This is a genomic window from Chitinophaga agri (assembly GCF_010093065.1).
GTDB lineage: Bacteria > Bacteroidota > Bacteroidia > Chitinophagales > Chitinophagaceae > Chitinophaga > Chitinophaga agri.
The window spans coordinates 417,920-436,379 of sequence record NZ_CP048113.1; the positions used below are offsets into that span (position 1 = coordinate 417,920).

Annotated in this window: 16 protein-coding genes; 4 read left to right on the plus strand and 12 right to left on the minus strand. The window is 46.4% G+C overall.

The window, feature by feature from the left end:
- Positions 1-7: 7 nt before the first annotated feature.
- The 5 genes from GWR21_RS01625 to GWR21_RS01645 all read right to left on the minus strand — a co-directional run bounded on the left by GWR21_RS01625 (position 8) and on the right by GWR21_RS01645 (position 4,556).
- Complete coding sequence (locus GWR21_RS01625) at positions 8-1,402, minus strand: hypothetical protein (protein ID WP_162330041.1); 1,395 nt, start codon at positions 1,400-1,402, stop codon at positions 8-10.
- A gap of 240 nt (positions 1,403-1,642) precedes the next feature.
- Positions 1,643-1,894 (minus strand): hypothetical protein, encoded by a 252-nt coding sequence (locus tag GWR21_RS01630; protein WP_162330042.1) that lies wholly within the window; start codon positions 1,892-1,894, stop codon positions 1,643-1,645.
- A 302-nt stretch (positions 1,895-2,196) separates the two neighbouring features.
- Entirely contained in the window at positions 2,197-2,547 is a 351-nt protein-coding gene (locus GWR21_RS01635) for a hypothetical protein (RefSeq protein WP_162330043.1), read from the minus strand.
- Between the two features lie 129 nt (positions 2,548-2,676).
- Entirely contained in the window at positions 2,677-3,147 is a 471-nt protein-coding gene (locus GWR21_RS01640; RefSeq protein ID WP_162330044.1) for a hypothetical protein, read from the minus strand.
- A 137-nt stretch (positions 3,148-3,284) separates the two neighbouring features.
- Positions 3,285-4,556 carry an MFS transporter gene (locus tag GWR21_RS01645; protein ID WP_162330045.1) on the minus strand — a complete coding sequence of 424 codons (1,272 nt, stop codon included), beginning with the start codon at positions 4,554-4,556 and terminating at the stop codon, positions 3,285-3,287.
- 751 nt (positions 4,557-5,307) lie between these two features.
- Between GWR21_RS01645 and GWR21_RS01650 the strand changes: the two genes are divergently transcribed.
- Positions 5,308-5,847, plus strand: a complete 540-nt coding sequence (locus GWR21_RS01650; RefSeq protein ID WP_162330046.1) for a hypothetical protein — start codon at positions 5,308-5,310, stop codon at positions 5,845-5,847.
- Between the two features lie 260 nt (positions 5,848-6,107).
- Positions 6,108-7,052, plus strand: coding sequence for a hypothetical protein (locus GWR21_RS01655; RefSeq protein WP_162330047.1), 945 nt, complete (start codon positions 6,108-6,110; stop codon positions 7,050-7,052).
- A gap of 91 nt (positions 7,053-7,143) precedes the next feature.
- On the opposite strand, the gene GWR21_RS01660 is transcribed toward GWR21_RS01655, so the two are convergent.
- The 6 genes from GWR21_RS01660 to GWR21_RS01685 form a co-directional block, all read right to left on the minus strand.
- Positions 7,144-8,265, minus strand: a complete 1,122-nt coding sequence (locus tag GWR21_RS01660) for an FAD-dependent monooxygenase (protein WP_162330048.1) — start codon at positions 8,263-8,265, stop codon at positions 7,144-7,146.
- Between the two features lie 78 nt (positions 8,266-8,343).
- Positions 8,344-9,201, minus strand: a complete 858-nt coding sequence (locus GWR21_RS01665) for an AraC family transcriptional regulator (RefSeq protein ID WP_162330049.1) — start codon at positions 9,199-9,201, stop codon at positions 8,344-8,346.
- 460 nt (positions 9,202-9,661) lie between these two features.
- Positions 9,662-10,297 carry a response regulator transcription factor gene (locus tag GWR21_RS01670; protein ID WP_162330050.1) on the minus strand — a complete coding sequence of 212 codons (636 nt, stop codon included), beginning with the start codon at positions 10,295-10,297 and terminating at the stop codon, positions 9,662-9,664.
- Position 10,298: 1 nt separating this feature from the next.
- Positions 10,299-10,856 carry a histidine kinase gene (locus GWR21_RS01675; RefSeq protein ID WP_162330051.1) on the minus strand — a complete coding sequence of 186 codons (558 nt, stop codon included), beginning with the start codon at positions 10,854-10,856 and terminating at the stop codon, positions 10,299-10,301.
- Between the two features lie 40 nt (positions 10,857-10,896).
- Positions 10,897-12,300, minus strand: a complete 1,404-nt coding sequence (locus GWR21_RS01680) for a hypothetical protein (RefSeq protein WP_162330052.1) — start codon at positions 12,298-12,300, stop codon at positions 10,897-10,899.
- Between the two features lie 11 nt (positions 12,301-12,311).
- The gene (locus GWR21_RS01685; protein WP_162330053.1) at positions 12,312-13,223 is read right to left on the minus strand and encodes a M12 family metallopeptidase; all 912 of its coding nucleotides are present in this window, start codon (positions 13,221-13,223) and stop codon (positions 12,312-12,314) included.
- A gap of 461 nt (positions 13,224-13,684) precedes the next feature.
- Between GWR21_RS01685 and GWR21_RS01690 the strand changes: the two genes are divergently transcribed.
- A complete protein-coding gene (locus tag GWR21_RS01690; protein ID WP_162330054.1) occupies positions 13,685-14,155 on the plus strand; it encodes a hypothetical protein in 471 nt (156 codons plus the stop codon).
- Positions 14,156-14,175: 20 nt separating this feature from the next.
- On the opposite strand, the gene GWR21_RS01695 is transcribed toward GWR21_RS01690, so the two are convergent.
- Positions 14,176-15,372: a hypothetical protein gene (locus GWR21_RS01695; RefSeq protein ID WP_162330055.1), complete on the minus strand. Its 1,197-nt coding sequence runs from the start codon at positions 15,370-15,372 to the stop codon at positions 14,176-14,178.
- Between the two features lie 55 nt (positions 15,373-15,427).
- On the opposite strand from GWR21_RS01695, the gene GWR21_RS01700 reads away from it, so the two are divergent.
- The gene (locus tag GWR21_RS01700; protein WP_162330056.1) at positions 15,428-18,397 is read left to right on the plus strand and encodes a sensor histidine kinase; all 2,970 of its coding nucleotides are present in this window, start codon (positions 15,428-15,430) and stop codon (positions 18,395-18,397) included.
- The last annotated feature ends 63 nt before the right edge of the window (positions 18,398-18,460 follow it).

Below are 18,460 nucleotides of genomic sequence, written 5' to 3' on the forward strand. Positions count from 1 at the left end.
CTAACCGCTATTTGGTATATCCAAGCCTCAGGATGATCGGGCTGGATACCGGCATTTGCTGTCTGGCCATGAAGTCGTAAACTAACTGTATGTTGCCTTTCAGCTTGGCATTGATTTTATATTTTTTACTGATTCCGATAAGGGCGCTTGGTTTCCAGTTATTCCAGGCCTTCAGGTCATTTCCATTGCGAATGGTGGTGATGTATTTGGCCTCGGCTCCACCGTATACATAGAAAGAGCCTTTTAGCTTCCAGTCCAGGAAACTCCGCAGGCCGATGCCCTGATGCGAGAAGCGGATGTGGTTCCAGCCGGTACCCATACCCAGGGTGTAAGATACTCCAAGACCGGCACTGCTTCTACCGTTTAGCTTATATGCGGCCTGCCCGGCTATTTCTGTGCTGGAGGGAAAATACTGTGAGGTCTTTTGAAATTGGATATTCCCGCCCAATTCCAGCCGGTGAAGAAAGGTTTTGCTTTTAAAGGGATTGGGTTTGAAATCTGGTTCATCAGACATCGTGCTCATGTTGGGCAGTTTATCCTTGTATTTAGAAAACGCCTGTTGGGCATTGTCCATCAACTGAGAAACTGCCTGACGCGATGCCGGATTGTTGCCTACGCGCTGTCTGAGGGCTTCTTCTACCATCGCGCGGGTTTGAAGGCCTTCGATTTGGGCGGTTGCACCTGTAGCTGGTAGACCCAATAGCCCGGAAAACTGGGAGTTCCGCTGCATAAAGTCTTTATAGATCTTGCTTTTGGACAATAGTTCCAGCGCTTTCTTTTCGGCCTTCTTTTTATCGCTCAGCAGGCTTTTATATTCTTTCACTTGCTGATTATAGTAGTAGGCATCTTTGCTGATTGCCTGGAGGTTTTTAGACAAACCAGTAAATTGGGCCAGCTGGGCTTTAAGCGCTTTTTGCTGCTCTTTGATGTATCGCTCAATCTGCGCAGCATTATCCAGTGATTGCTGCAAGGATTGAATGCCGCTGACAGCGCCTTGTAGCTTTTCTTTGCTGCCTTGCAGGAGTTCCTGATTGCCCCCAAGGAATTTTAAGGATGTGGCCATACTATCCAGCGCGGGTACATGCTGTTTGATACCTGGTGGCAATTGCAATTTTCCGGATTTCATGGCAGTTTTTAGGCCACGCAAACTGTCCAATCCTTTGCGGAATATGCCTTCGGCCTGTTCAGGGCTGATCTTTTTTACCTTTCGGTAGAGCTTTTCCTCCTGTCGCAGCAGCTTGCTGACTGCTTTTTCTGCACTGGCGTCAATACGGTTGGATACTTTTTCAGATTTTTTCTCGATACTTCCAAGGTAGTTTTGAGGAAGGGCAAACAGGCTATCTTGCGCACTGGCCGGTAAACTAAACATAACGAATAGCCATAAGCAATACAGATGCTTCATGTGTAATGATTTGTACAGGGTAATGAATGTTACGGTTTATTGAGTGCTATAATGGGCAGTATCTGGGGCTCCACTTATAGGTATCGGGCTAAACTGTTCAAGTTAATAATGACAATTTTTTGCTTCACTAAGATAGGACAGCTTTTTGAGAAAATCGAATTTTTCCTGGTCGCGTAAAGGTTTTTGTATGACAGTGATCTACCAGATCCTTTCATCACGACGTATTTGAAAAGTGAATAGCTACATATTATTCACTAATTGTCCCTTATACCAGGCTTCAAACTTATTTCTTTCTGCAAAAATGGTGATTGTAGGCAACTCATTCATACTTCCAACCGCGATATTCATACTAAATTCGTCAATGCCAGCTACTTCATCAAGAACCAAAAGTTGAAGATCCTCTTTGGATGGTAGGTTGAAAACATCACCTATAGGCTCGAATGCAATCATCATGTCTGCTTCTGTAGTATTTGATAATTTGATTTTTTTCATAATTAATCGAATAATGTAAGTATTGTTCAATAAGGCAATAACAAAATGGAAGATGTTGCATTACCCGTGTTAGAAAACGAATGGAATGAAAAGATGTTGATTGAAACAGGAGCTAATTTCGCCCAATGCTGTGGTAAATGCAAGCATCCGGGTAGGGAGAATCAGGAATAAGTACTTCCAGTATCTTTTCACCTGTATCATCGCATTGCAGCATTTAAGGGTAAGGAAGGGGATAATTACAGTAAAGGTAAAGGAAGCCCGGGCAATGCACACCGCCGGAAATCAACCATTAGTCGGGCACATTACGCCCATTCCTGATTCCCCGAAAGGTTAGGCTCGAAACGCAGGTTTTGCTGCATCACGGCAATATGGCTCAACACCACATCATTGAATAGCGTTGCTTCCAGCATATCTCCGCAATGACAGTTAGTGCTGGCATCAGCCAGCAGCCGCTTCACTGAATGACGTACGGTCTTCGCTGGCTGCTTTTTCAGGATGGCTTTCAGCTTCTGTGTCACGTTGCCTGGTGTTGTATGTAGTAAGTGAAGATCTGATAGTATCCTGCTGGCCTGCCGGCTACCAATGATCACTTCATTAAGGAATATAAGCAGCTTGTCTTGTATGGAGTTGTCGTTATCTAAAAAGTTGGTCATGTCTTTAAACTTTATACTGATCTAATGACAATCGCATGCATCATGCGTTACATGGGGTGTACAGCAAGTTACGAAAAGGGAGAGAACGCGCATTCCAACTTTTGTGTGAGAAGACCACAGTTGTTGCGCTTATTGATTTACAAACCAGGGTATTTCGCCGTAGTAGGTATCTAAATTATCATAATCCCCACCCTCCAGATACTGCAACGCCCTGCCGGCTTCTTCGCCGGTTTGTGTTTTCAGATAGGCGATGGTCTCCTGTATGCCGGCAAAGGGAATCAGTTGCCCGTCGACGTAACAGTAGGTATCGAAATCAATTCTTTTTGCCTCCCAGACCCTCATACAGTCTTCCACTTGTTGGTGTTTTCCCAGTAGGTAACAGGCCAGCATGAGGCTAGCACCTGAAATGTCCTCATCCGGGTCTTTCCTCAGCTCAGACAGGGTGCGTAGCAGTTCCAGTACAAACGGCCTGTTTTGATGCTGATTGAAATAGTGTATCATCTCTATCCGTAAGTCTGTGTCGTCGTTGACTTCCTGTATCGTTTCCCTGGAGATCCTGCCGGTCTGCGCCAGTTCCTGTATGATATCTTCGGTTTTCATTTGTCGGATCGTGCTTTATTTAATAGGAGTAAAGGTCTTTAGCATTGGTAGGGTTCATGTGCCCACCGGTGAACCCAACACAAACGCCCTTACACATCGCCATCGCTATGCATAAGGGCGCTTTTTATCAGCACCGACTATGCAGTGGCCAGTTGCCTGGTTTTTCTTGATCTCATATACACCACCAGGCACGTGAATGCAATGATCAGAATAACCGGTAGTATCAGCGTCACCTGCAGTACTTCCGGGCCTGCGAGGTTCCTTGCTGCTGCCAGCGCAGCCGCTTCAGGCGTTCCCTCCACGGCCGTCGAATAGGTTTGCAGGGTAGCGCCTGCCGGAAGATGTTTTACAATGAGCCCATCATAAAATCCGCCCATGAACATCGTGTAGATAGATACTGCAAACATGCCTGCTCCTCCCATCAGGTTAAGCCCCAGTGCGCCGGACTGCGGGATGTTCTCCGCCACAAACCCGATCATGGTAGGCCAGAAGTAACATACGCCAATACCAAAGATCACCGCAGCAAAGAATACCGAACTTCCTGTAAAGGTGCTCAGCATATAAAGCCCTGCCGCAGCAAATATAGCTGAGAACAACAATACACCCTGTGGCGCCAGTTTCTTAACTATTGGCTTGGCAAAAGCCCTGCCCACCACCATGATGCCTGTCGTCAGCGTAAGCAGGAGCAGGGCATTACTGGTCACATTTTTTAGTAACATACCTATCCACTGACCTGTGAACAGTTCTGTAATGGCTGTCATCAGCATACAAACAAGCATGAAGAGGAACAGCGGCGAAAGCACGGCTCTGTACATGTCTCCGCTGGAGTAACCGGACGAGACCCTTTCGGTAGGGGGAAAATCAAGTTTTGAAAACAGGAAGCCATAGACAGCGGTCGGGATCAGCATGGTCGCTACCTGCAATTGCCAGCCCAGATTCAGTTTAAGGAACAGGGTCACGATTAACGTACCAATGACGATACCGCCCGGGAACCAGAGATGGAAATAATTCAGCCGGGTGGTCTTTTCCTTTGGATACAATGTAGCCACCAGCGGATTACACGCTGCTTCTACCGTACCATTGGCAATACCGATCAGCAGCGTAGAGAAGAAAAGCGCCCAGTAACCCTGTGCAAAGATCGTGAGTACAATGCCCGTCAGGTGAAAAAGAAAAGCACCTACAAGCAGGCGTTTCATACCAATAATGTCAACGATCATTCCGCCGATCACGATCGCCAGTGGAAATCCCCAGAACGCAGTCGCAGTAATAGTACCCAGCTGCGTTGCATTCAGGTTAAAATCTAACCCTAACTGGGTCATCATGCCGGCCCGGATGCCGAAGGAGAGAGAGGTCACTAATAAAGCCAGGCAGCTCGCCCAGAACAGCTTGTTCGTTTGGATGTTTTGCATATACGTGGTTTTGGACAGTAAAAATTTCTGTTGTAGCATGCCGCCCCTTCCTTATCGGCGGATGCCACATTTTATCCTTCTGTTATGGTTTGATCAAAAAGCGTTTTGCTGGCTGTTTGCCGGTATATCCCGGAATTTTGCGATATAAATTGGACATTGGTTCGCATCAGTGCCCGTGAAGTATTAAAATACAAAAATAAATAGAATTTTTATGATATTTAATGGGGAAGCAGGGGATTGTCTGACGCCCTGCTCCCGTATCACATTTCCTTTATCTTAGGCCAACAGCCAATGAAAAGATTCATTCACTTCTTTACAGGTGCCCTCTTCGGTGGATGCATCGTTTACCTATACTTTTTCTTTTTCTCGCCGGAGTACCGCCAGAAAAGACAACGAGATACCTGGAACAGAAGGTTGAAAGAATGCAAATCCGCTATGACAAAGCCGAGCTGAAATTTTTTATGAATAAGTAATTGTACAGCAGTATGATGTGTGCCGGGCGACGTCCGGTCCTCCCATCAGCATAGCATCCGCTCCTGATCTTCTCTCCAATGACTGAGCTACCTGTATACTAATGGTTTACCAGGCATCAGGTCTTCATATTTTTGCATTACTAAAAGGTCAGTTACATATCATTTGTATATCCTCCGGATATTGAAGTGATAATTAAGTGATGTATTAGTACTCATTGAGACTGGAGATCAGAATAATACTAAGTACCTTTGTCATCATTACCTCAAAATTGACTATTATGGCCATTGTTAAAGACAATATCCTGTTACAGCTCGTCCGGGGCTCGATCGGCAGACAACTCACCATCTACGAACGGAATGGGCAGATCATTATGGCGAAGAAACGCCGCCCCTCCAGTAAAAAACCCACACAAAAACAGCTGGAAGCCAGACATAAAATGCGTATCGCGGCGGATTTAGCCCGGGATATGATGAACGATCCTGAGATCAAGGCCTATTATGCCTCGCTGGCCGGACCAGGCCAGAATGCCTATAATATGGCGGTAAAGGATGCCTATCGCTCCCCTGAAGTGCAAAATATTCGCCTGGAAGACGCGGAAGTGATAGTCACGGCGAAGGACGAATTCCGCGTAGCGGCTGTGACCGTGCAGGTGACCGATGCGGATGGTGTGGTACGTGAGAAAGGACCGGCTATTTTAGGCCGTAACGGCGTAGACTGGTATTATAAGGCCGCAATGCTGCCTGCCGGTGGTAAGATCACGATAGCGGTTGCCGATCTGCCGGGGAAGGTGACCGTAAAAGAATTACTGCTAATGTAACAGCTGTCCCTATATATTGCTGGTAGTTACCCCTGCATACGATAGACGTTGCCCCGGCAATGTGCGGCATCGTCATGCCTGCCGCAAGGTCAGGCTAAACTGGTTAACCTTTTTCTCTTTTTACTGTTATTAAGCAGGAAATCCCCGCCCTCAGACCATTAACTCGGGAATGACTGCTGCATAAAGGGCAGAAGGTATCCACGTATACAACCATCTGCTACTGATTTCTTATTTCTTCACCAATACAGTAAAACTACATCATGAAAAGGATTGTATTAATCGGTAACAAGTCCTGGGAAGTAGAGCCTATCCTGAATGCCCTGCTGAATGTAAGGGTCCGGCCGCAGACGCTTCCAGATCCGACACAGCTGCATTACCCCTGGACCTTCCCTCAAGGTGCCGCAAAGCCCCGCGCTGTATGGGACACTTTCAAACAAGCCACCGTTGAACTATGGTGTATACAGGATATCATGGATGCAAAATGGAATCCCTCCAGTTCACAGGGTAAGCACGCGTGCCTGCCCAGGATCCTCGATTACAGTAAGCAGCATCCGGATCTGGTCGTCGCACTGGGCACAGCTGCACTCGGACTTAATGGTAGTAATAACAACGGGTGCGTTGTAATGGGCAGTAATATCTTCATCCACAATTATCATCCGAACGGAGAGAATCCGGAAAGTGTATGGGATGATCCTGCGCACTTTGAAAACGTACTGACATCGACCGTGAACCCGGCTGTTTTCCAGCTGGATAGTAATACTGTTCAGTTAATAGAGCAACGTTTGCTGAAGCCTTATCTGAATCCTTCTGATAATATCAGTGTGATCTCCAATAAAGATAATATAGGCGTAAGTGTGGTGAATATCACCAATTACGCCGACTACCAGTACTCCGACGAAAGTGGACTTAAAACACTGGCAGAGACGGGTAATACACTGCCGGTAGGCTCCGTGGAAACCACGCACGGCGTAATACGCTTAATGTGTGATGCACCGTTCCTGTTCATATCCGGTATTACCGACCGGGTCGGACACTTTGCAGATGACGTGGATGGTAAAGATGCAAATGGTAACGTTAAAACAGAAGCACAGAACTTTACCGCTGCGTTCAATATTGGCGTGTGCCTGAGCTATGTCATCCCTGCACTTGTTACGCAGGTAGCACAGCAGCATGCTACTCCATCCAGGATGACGGAACAAGTGTAAGTGTATCAGACGGTATGATAAAGCCCACCTGTCTTTATAAGGTCAGGTGGGCTTTCCTGTTATTATTTCACCGATTTGGTTCATCAGCGGACTACTGAAAGCCTTTTAGATTCCTTTCACGGATCGCCTCTTCCGTTCTGGGTACAAGGGACGCCAGTCCTGATTGTACCGCTTCTTCCTGCACGGCTTCAATGAACGGACGCAGGTCTTTATTATAATCCTGGAACGCCTTTTCGAAATTGCCCTGATGTCGTTGCATCGCATCTGCTAATGCAGCTGCTCCATCGATAGCGAGAGAGCCACCCATCCCGGCAGCTGGCGAAGCGCAATAGCCTGCATCACCCACTAATGCTATCCTGCCTTTTGTCCAGGAAGGCATTTTTATCTGACACAATTTGTCAAAGTAGAAGGGCTCACTATTCATGATTTCAGCAAGCAGTTCGGTTGTTCTCCAGCTTTCTCCTTCAAACTGTTCGCGTATAATTCTTTTCTGTTGTGCATGATCCCGGTAGTCATAGGGGATCTCTTCATCTGAACGGAATCCGAAAATGATATCGGTCTTGTTATTGTAAGCGTTCAGCATGATGGCCTTGTCCGGTACATTATATAGCTGTGCCGTATTCTCCCTGATCAGTAATTTATTGACTATCGTGATGGAGAAGTATTGTCCCAGGAAATGGGCGTATGCAGCCTCATTCCCGAAGCACATTCGTCTTACGGCAGAGTGTATGCCGTCGCAACCAAAGACCAGGCTGAATGACTGCTGCTCGCCATTTCTGAATGTTACCAGCACCCCGTCGTTTGTTTCGTGGATGGAAGTGATGCTGTTGCTGAACATAAGGGTGACATCGGCTTTTACGGTATCAAAGAGCATGTTAAGTAAGACATTCCTTTCAATCTCATAGTCGTCATCCGGCATCGGTTCTCCGGCTTGCCTCAGTTGCATCGATCCTTCGGTAATGTTGTCAGCGTTCTTGAACTCCCACAGGTCGATGTGTAGCCTGTTCGCCTTTATCGCCTCAAAAAGCCCCATTCGCTGCACGATCCCGATCGTATTTCCCCGTATATTGACAGGTGTGCCGCCCAGTTTTAGTCCGGGTGAGATCTCCACTATTGTTACATCGTATCCCATTTGATTCATCCAGAAAGCGGTGGATAGTCCGGCAAAGCTGGCACCTGAGATGAGCACTTTCTCTCCTTTTGATATATTCATTTGTTGCTGTTTTATTGCAGCAGCAAATGAACAACCAGCGCATGGGTTATAAAATAGTGAACCGGTGTATGTATTGGACTAATCGAGGTTTTTGTGCCTGAAGGATAAGGGCGGCATGCCTGCGACCTTGGTGAACAGGCGGATAAAATAGGGATAGTCATCATACCCTAACCAGGAGGCGATCTCCTTTACCGACTTATCTGAATGATAGAGCAGTCGTTTGGCTTCCAGCACGACACGCTGTTGTATATGGTGAGAAACAGAGAAGCCGGTTGTATTTCTGACACATTCATTCAGGTAGGGGACTGAGAGGTTCAGTTGCCGGGCATAGGCAGCCGGTCTTTTATCAGCTGTATAATGGTGATCCAGGAGTTCCCGGAAGGCCTGCGTGACCGTTTCGGCTCTCGTTGGATGGTCAGTAGTTTTGGCGCGTTTTAAATATTGTGAGATGGTTAATGCGATGAGGGCGTTGCAGCTGTCTTTTAGCAGGGACTGATAAACGCTGTCCTGCGGCTGTTCTGAGAACTGGAGAAAAAGTGTTACTGCCTGGTAAAAAAGAGAGAACGTTTCCTTCCTTAATGGTAGCGGACCGCCAGGAGTGAGCTTCTCCAGTAGTTTCAGGTGTTCAGGATGAAGGTATTCATTGGTGATAGCCCAGCTACTAACGACCACATCTTTGAATGCCAGTATCCGATGTACCTGATCGGGGTGCATGTACAGCAGGGACGATCTTTTGAGCCGGTGCCGCTGAAAGTCGATCTCGATGGTCATTGTACCGTTTTCCAGTAAAAAGAAGGAGTGACGGTCGTGACGATGTGCTTCTGCGACAATGTCGAAAATCGGCATGTCGTGGAGGGACATCCTTTCAATGGTGATACCTGAGTTGAAATTGTCTTCCAGGTAGTTTACAGGAATGGGTTTATTCGTTTTACGCATCGTAAGTCGGTTCTCCGGACAAAGGTAGGTAGTTATAGCTATCCCATAATTCCGGCTCGTACTCACGTGGCACATGATGGAAGTCATAATCCTGTAAGTATTCGCTGATGTGACGACCTAGCTGGAACGGGCCGACGCTTGTATTGATAATGATCTCGTACATGCTGATGATTGGATTTGATAATTCCTGGTCTAATGTAGTCGTATAAAGTCACCATCTGTGAACCCCAGGGTTACAATAAGATCCCGATAGAGGGCTTTTGAACCGGCAAGCGCCGGATGTCATTCCTCCATTCACTTATGATCTCTTTTATCCTTTCCCCGACTATCGTAATTATTGACATAGTAATTTTACCATTTTAGCTAATGCCTGCTTTCTGCGCGTTGATAAGCTGCCGCTTAGCTGAATGGATTTTATACAAAAATAAGGACTTTTATTCACTGATGATATCGTGTCAGACTACAACTTTACCAGCTCTCTTCTGATCGCTTCCAATACCATTCCGACCCTGCTTTGTACATTCAGCTTCCCAAACAATGCCTCCCGGTAACCATCAACGGTTCTTTCGGCCACTTTCATATCAGCCGCGATCTTTTTGTAAGTGGCGTCGCTACAGGCTAGTTGGAGGAACTGCATTTCCTTATCCGTCAGTTTCAGGGCCTGGTCATCATGCCTGATCAGGCGGCGGTAATTGATATTGAAGGCGTCGCCATTGTAGATGCCTTTATCATACACCTGTTGTAAGGCTTTTTCGAGTTCATCGGGATGGATGTCTTTTTGCAGATAGGCATTACAGCCGGCTTTGATCATGCTGATGATCGTGGTGTCATCATCTTTCATGGATAAGGCGATCATCCTGATCAGCGGGTATTGGGCGGCGATTTTATGAACGGTATCGATACCATTCATAACCGGCATATTGACGTCGATGAGTATGATTTCAGGGAGGCTGGGGGAGGCAGCGAGCTTATTTAACAGTTCCTGTCCGTTCAGCGCTTCCAGCGTTACCTCGAAGTGACTGAAAGTATTGATCAACGTGCTCAATGACTTCAGAAAGAGCTGATGATCATCTGTTATACCGACCGCTATTTTCATCTTACAAATTTAGAAGGATACGAAAACCATTGATATGGGGATGATAGACACCTTGTAATAATTGTATGCGTTGCTGTATCGTTGCTGATGGTGGGGTGCCGTCATTTTTGATCACTATTTCCAGGGGGCTGCTGAATGAAATTTGCATGTCACTTACATGGCAGGCTTCGACTATTCCCCGTATAATACAGAACAATATTACTTGTTTTTCTGCGGATATTGATAATTCATTACCGTAAATGAGCAGCTTCATAGGGGTATTCATATAATTGATCTCCTGCCGGATATACTCCAATGCGTTGAAATGGCTCATCCAGTCCGCCTGTATAGGCCTGGCTATGGTACGTAATTCCTGCATGGCGGTACGCAGTGAAGCATGTGCGGTGTTTAACATGTCCGAAAGCTGCGACATGTCTTTCATAGCAGCGCCGAGTAACATATTAACGCTTCCGAGTAACTGAGCAACCTTATCATGCAGGGCTGTTCCCAGTCGCGTATACAGGTATTCCTGTAACTCAATCCTGGCCTGTAATGATAGCAAGCTTAATTCATCTTTCATAACTATACTTTATTAATCATTACAGGCCGGAATGAAGGGTTTATTTTGTATGTCCGGTTCCACCAAGGTTGTAGGAAACTGCGAAGAAACCGCCTACCCGTGGTGCCTTTTCTGTCAGATCGGCGTCATCAATATCAGCAAAACGCTTATAGTTGTTCCAGTCCCGGTATTTATTCTTCAGGACATCTGCGTATCCGACGCTCATGCCTATGCTCAATACCAGTCGTTTACCGAGATCATTGGAAGAAGGGAATCCGAGACTTGTTCCTATGAACAGCCGGGAATTAGCTAGTGTGGAGAAATCAGGGGAAAAGCCGGTGCTGAGCATCCACTGTATATTGTGCTTTGTTGTTTTGTACCAGTGAATAAAGACGCCCGGATTGAACTGGATCAACTTGTTTTTGCTACTCTTATACAGTGATACACGGGCAGTATCATCACCGGTTTTGGCATCGGTAGGGTTCTTCCTTAACGAATAGTTGCTGCCATTGCCGCCGATACCAGCTGTTAGCCCGATACTGAAGTCTACCCGCGTACCGCCGTATGTCCTGATCTTATGAGGGGCGATGGTGAACACTTTTTTATCTGCGTTGTCTTTCAGCTCGTCACTGATCTCAATGAAATCGCCTTTCGCGGTGCTGATAGCAACAGGAGGGAGGGTGTAATCTGCGTTCAATACGGTGGTAAGATTGTACTGGATGATACTGACGTTTTTCAGGAGGATGGCGGCATTCGTCCCGGTGTAGATGTTATTGAGCACAGCCACCTTTTTTTCCAGTGAGTCAATAAGCGGTTTCATCCCCGGTTCTTTCAACGATTTCAGCTCATTTAAGGCGCTGTAAATGTGAGAGAGGCTGCTGTATATGTCCTCCTGGCTGGTATGAAATTTATCGGGTATATTGTCCTTTGTGATGCCATATGCAGCAACCGGATGCATAATGGACGCTTCCATTCTTGCGCTGGAAAAATTAGCCCTGTCATTCTTCCCGATCCTGATCAGCGTATCTATTGTCATAATTGCGTCGATCGTCTGTATACGTCGCTGTATGATGGTCAGATGATGCTGTATGCTGTTCAGCAGTGCCTCTTTCTTATCTAACTTTGCTTTTGTTTTGACTGGTAAGGCAAACATTGCTTTTGCCTTCACTACCTCAGCAGCTGCTTCTTCTTGAGGTCCGGACAGGCTGTTTAACCCGGATTGTACCACATCCATCCCATCCAGGAAGTTGTGATTGATATCTGTAAAGACCACATTTGATTTATAGGCGAAAGGGTTGATGTCTTTGTATGACAGCGATATCTTGTTACCTTCTTTGATCAGCATGGGAAAATCAGTTTCAAATCTGCTGTCATGCATATTGTAGACAACCCCGATGGTATTGCCCTGCGCGGAGCAGTACTGATCAGCTATCAGTAATAGTGAGAGTGTGATGAGCAGTTTCATGTTGCTAGGTTTTAAAAGAAATTGCGGTAAGATTGATCTTCTTTCAGGTAAGACAGGTGTTTTGCGAAATGGTCACTACCATTTGCACCGATAGCCAGCAGGTCTTCCAGTGCTTCTTTTTTGAACAACGAGCCGGCAGCAAAAGCTTCTTTATTGAAAGGATATGCTTTGGTCGCCATCCGCTGATCTTCAGCTGAAAGGCTGTTGTTGACCGGTGTACAGCACGGAGAAGCGGCGCCGGATACGAACATCCAGTCGGGAAATGAATAGTGCATAACAGAATGTTTGTCATGCGGCCCATAGGTTAGTCCGGCTGCGGGCATCTGACGCAGGTTAAAGTCAACCTTCTCTTTGGACCATCTGTTAGGTGGCTGGGCCAGGTATTCATATACTTTATCCCAGTCGAAATCGCACGGAATATCCGGGGTAGCATGCTCATGGTGAAAGCCGATAGCGTGACCAAATTCGTGAAGGACGATCCCTTCCCAGTCACGCGGAAGGCCCTGGTCAAAGCCGGATAGGTTAAGCGTAATGTCTCCGGCTGAAACAATAGCGGTGTCGCGGCTGTCGGTTCCCACTAAAGACCAGTAACCATCGTAATCAAAGCCTACCCGGATATGTGAATCGTCGTCTGCCGTCCAGCCACGGTATTGTTGTTTGGCTTCGTTTCCAAAGTCAAAGGTGATATTTGCAAAGCGGGACCAGATCTTTGCTGTATCAGCGATGGCTTTATGCAGCGTGCTGTTTCCGCCTTTGAAACTTACCAGCAGGCTGCCTGTCTGCCATAGTTTGAGGTTTTCAAAAACAAGTGATTTCGCTTTGCCGCTGATATAGGCTGGTAATGCAAGCCGCTCGTTTTCCCGTTGAGCGAGCTTCTCCTGTATGTGATGAGGAAAACCTTCCATGATCTGTTGATGTGCCATGATGTTCTTTTTGGGGGGTGAATAAATTGTTATGCTGTGGTTGCTTTATCGTATTCATCCATAGGTGATCGCACCTATGCCAGGTCCTGTCATTATCTTCCGTCATTCGTCAGATAGGTATGCACCCGCGCACTGTGCTATGGAAAGGAGGTATGTGCTATATTGAATATGCCGGTAGCAGGAGGATAAATGCTTTTTCATATCGCATTGCTTTGGGTGCAATACAAACTTACTATGGAGCGCGTGGAGTGGAAACAGGGAAAGCACGTCCGGGATACGGTGTTTTTCCCGTAGGAAGTTAGAAAAATACAAACTAGTTGGTATTGTATAGCTTTGGGTATCAGCTTACCTTTCTGACAAGGGGAATTTCCCCGTTGGCGTGCAGTATTTTCCCGCTGGCGGGCGTGTGTGATAGTATGTAGTTTACGATAAACCTATTTTTCACACTTAAATCTATAAACATGCAAGAGGTAGCCACAGACATTAAAGCAGAAGCTGTTATTGCGCTTTCGGCCAGAAGCGGTGACGGTGTCACCAATTTTGCAATAACCTTAAATATAATGGACGGTGAAAAGATCGTGAAAAGCAAATTTGCAGATCGCGGAGGCGAAACAAAAGTCCCCGGCGGACCGAGTTTGAGATCTACAAAGGCAAATATATTTGAGTTGAGAACCGAGCCCAGGGTCCTCTCAACTGTTGTGGAGAAGCTCGATGAGACAGGACACGTAAAGGTGACTATCAAAGCGCTGATTGTTGCGAAGGAGTACGAAGATAGAGAATATGATCCCTGGACCAAAGATAGATTCCGCGTGATCCGTTTCGATGAAGCTCCCCGGGATATTGCCCTTGGAGTAGATTATCAGATGATTGCTGCTCCGCTGTCTAATGATGATGTAGAGGTAGAGATTATCTATAATGATGTTATATTGTAAGAACCAGCATCAACTTCCTGTCAGGAAGTTGATGCTGCTGCGTAAGCATCGATAAAGTCGGTCCATTGTCCACATGTATCTGCAATACCGGAACCTAATGTTGGCCGGCTCCCGGCAAAGTATCTATAGAAATAACTGTGCTTAGACCTGGGGACGCAGATGGCCATGCCAAAAGGAATATTAGGCCTGGGGCGCATTAGTCCCGGGCCTTTGAATGTTTCAATAAACATATGTTCCCGTAATGCATTGAACTCCTTCACAAGCGCAGGTTCCCAGGTATCACCAAACCTGGCTACCATTTTATCTACGAGCTGAAACAGATCTATGAGATCAGATCCCGTATGCAGATAATTATCGACAGTAATGGCGTTTCTGGCCTCATCCGGTTTGAGTTTGCGGCCCAGCTGATTGATGAGAGGGATCAGCCGGTCATAAAAGGATAGATCGGTGGCAAAAAAAGCCGCTGTGTTCAGGTGGGGTCTCAGGGCGGGAGATTGTTGTAATGTATTTATTGCCAGCCTGGCGAGATCGAATGTGGCTATCGACGTGTTTCCGTATAATCCGGACAGGATAGCGATGTAATTATATCCCTGAAAATCTATTCCATATTCTGCAGCGACCATACACGCTACCTTGGCCTGATGCAGGATGAGCCCTGTATCGAAGTATTGCATATTGCAGTCCATCATCACAACGATATCTACTTTTTGTCCTGCGCTGACAAAAGTATTTAATATCGCCTCTTTCAACTCCGTCATTATAAGCAGTTGATATCTTGGGTGCTGTATCTCCCTGAATGGGAATACCCCAATAGCGGAGCCATGTCCCCAGGTGAAGAGCATATATCTGTCAGCACGCTGCTTACCCGTTACTATTGATTGAAAGAAGTTGCTGATGTCTTCCTTTTTAGTGATGTCGAATATACGGTCCTCCTTTAACATATTGAGTTTACTGCCTGTTCTCGCTGCTCCCTTGTCTTTACGTACGACCTGATAGAATAACGTCGTTTGCTGATCGGGGAAGGCGGGAGGCGGACCGGCATACTCCCGGTCAATTTTACGGACATTGTCGACGGGTATCCGTAAGCAGATGGTGATACATACGTCGTCGGGGATGTCAAGACTTAACATATCCCTGAACATCGCCATAGCAGAATGGGTGGTGTCGTTAGTGGCGTGCATCAGACAGATCACTGTCCACTTGTAAGTTGCTTGCATTTTATTATATTTAGAGAGATTATTGAAAATGCGCAAAATCTGTATTCTTCTCGCTGTGTTTGTGTTTGCTCTGGGGAATCTGAATAATTGTCTGGGGCAGCAACAGGAAGTTTATCACTTCCGTAAATATCGTCAAAAAGATGGTTTGAGTAGTTACAATATTACGAAAATATTGCAGGATCAATATGGATTTATCTGGATTAGTACGCAGGATGGTCTGAATTGTTTTGACGGGAAAAATTTCCTTGTCTTCAATCAGCAGGCAGTGGCGGCTCGGCGCTTGAAAGGGAATGCGATACTGGATATGGCAGAGGACCGGCAACGTGGATTGATATGGGTGGTTACCTCTAATGGCGGACTGCAGACTATTGCAACAGATAAACACAGGGTCATATTTCCCCGGGAAAAAAGTCAGCGGTTACCCTCCTTTAAAGACAAATGGTTACGTAGTATAGCAGTATCCGGAGATGTGATATGGATAGGCACCTACTCAGGTCTGTTTGCATTTGACCTGGCGAGAGACACATTACTCAGCCTTCCGTTCTCTCACATTAAAACCGGCAAATTGCTGGCCGATGATCAGGGACGTATCTGGGCCTGCTGTGATGAAGAAGGCGTGCTATTGCTGGATGGTCGTACAGGCAAATTGTTAAGCAGGTTAACGGCTGCAGACATGAACACTAACCGGTCGCGCAAGTCAGTTGTTTTCTGGAATGTGATCTCTTCGAAAAAAGATGAGGTGTTTGCCTGCACGAACTGGGGACTAAGGCAGATCAGCGCAGGTAATAACAGACTGGTGTTGAAAGCCAGGGATACTACAAGCGTTATTAATACAAATGAAGTCTTCAGCTGCGCATTGGATAAAACAGGTAACCGCTGGATCTCAGATGCACATCATCTTTACAAGGAAGACCAGCAGACGGGTGTGCTCAGTAAGATAGTGGAGCGCAATGATGAAAGCGATGCCTGGCAGACCGCTATTTATGCGTTGTATTTTGACAATGATAACCGGTTATGGATGGGGTCTGAAGAAGGATTGTCTTACTGTTCACTCAGGAGACCTTCGTTTGAAAGGTTTTACCGTTCTGCCACACTGGACACCAAGATCCAGCATGCATTTTCTCTTTGTTCACTCAATGATTCCATTGTTTATTGTGGTGCTGCCAACGGATTATACGAAGTCAATACGCAGGCCGATGTGATCAGGCAATTACACGAGGGCGCTTCCTGTTACCTGGTATCGCCCGTTACGCCGGATAGAATACTGGTGTCAAACAGTCAGGGATTATTTATCATCAGTAATGGGAAACTGTTACCCGCAAAACAACTGTATCCGGAGCTCTCTTTCATAGAAAATGATCTCTTCTGTACCATGGCGCGTTATAATGATAGCATCGTCCTGCTGGGGAGCGTCTTACATAGTGGTTTGTGGGTGTGGAACAGCAATAGCCGGAAAATAAAGGGGTATAATAGTGCAAATGGCTTACAACTCGATAATGGGGACGTTAATTTTATTTACAGGGACACACAGGGACAGATGTGGGTGATATCTACAAAGTCGCTTTCTCAGTTTGATCCGTTGACCGGACATTGCTCCCGCTTTACCTTATCTGATACCGATTCTTCACAGACGTCTGACATCCTCCTGGATATGTGCGAGACAAGCAAAAGTTACTGGTTTGCCACCTATGGCAAGGGAGTGATTGAAACCGATAAACAATTACAGGTAAAAAGAATCATCTCCACCAGTTCAGGTTTATGTAACAATGGTGTATACAAGGTATTTCCTGCCGATGACACGACCATCCTGATCACTTCCAATGACGGATTGTCTGTTCTCAATACACGCAGCAATAAGATCAGGAACTATTATGAACAGGACGGACTTCATTCCAATTCATTTGAACAGTTCTGCGGGTACCGCCGCCATCCGGATACTATTTTTGCCGGAGGCGTGAATGGATTCTCTGTTATTTATCCGCGTAACTTCCATACGAATCTGTCGCCGCCCGGACTGTATATTACCCGGGTGAAGATGGACGCACCATCCGGAAGCAGGGACACCACCGATCTGCACATGGCGTCGCTGCAGATACCTTCAGACGTTTATCAGACCACTATCTTTTTCGCTGGTTTGAATTTTAATAATCCTGAGCGGGTACGTTATGCCTACCGGATGTTACAGGTGAATGATAAGTGGACCGAAATTGGCACACAAAACTATATCCCGCTGATGGATCTCCATCCAGGCAAATATACCTTGCAGATAAAGGCAGCCAATGAAGATGATATCTGGACGGATCGTATTGCGGAGATCAGCCTGGATTACATGCCCAGGTGGTATCAGACGCTGTGGTTCAAAGCACTCGTAGTGATCAGCATCGGAGGGCTCCTGTTTGCCTTTTACCGGTATCGGATCAGTCAGTTGAAAAGACAGCATGCCATCCGGCGCGAAATCGCTAACGATCTTCATGATGACCTGGGCAGCACACTGAATACGGTTAAAGTGCTGACCCATCTTGCGCAGCATACGCGGCAACCGGAAGCGTACCTGAATAAGATAGAAGACTCGCTGGCAAATGCGTCCAGCGGACTAAGAGATATGTTGTGGGTGCTTGATGACAGTGGCGATAAGCTGCAGGATCTGGTAACACGTATCTGTAACGCGGTACTACCTGTTCTGAGTGCACAGGGCATTAAGCTGGATTGTCAGGTGGAACCCGGGATACGGGACCATGTTATTTCCAAAGCTGAAAAAAGGAACCTGCTGCTGATTGCCAGGGAGGCGGTAAATAACAGCGTCAAGTACGCTGCGTGTAAAAATATTAACATCCTCATCTCCGCTCACCCCAGGCTAACTTTAACCGTATCCGATGACGGTGTTGGGTTTGATATGGCACTGATACCTGTTATGGAAGGCAATGGATTGAAGAACATACATTACCGTGCTGCGCACATTAATTATACGGTAAATGTGTACGCCATGCCGGGAGAGGGTACGCGTATAACGGTGTCAAAGAAGTGATCAGAATATATTGCATAGCCCCTTTTAACTGTCATTATGTTATACCAGCAACGGCGAGTTATA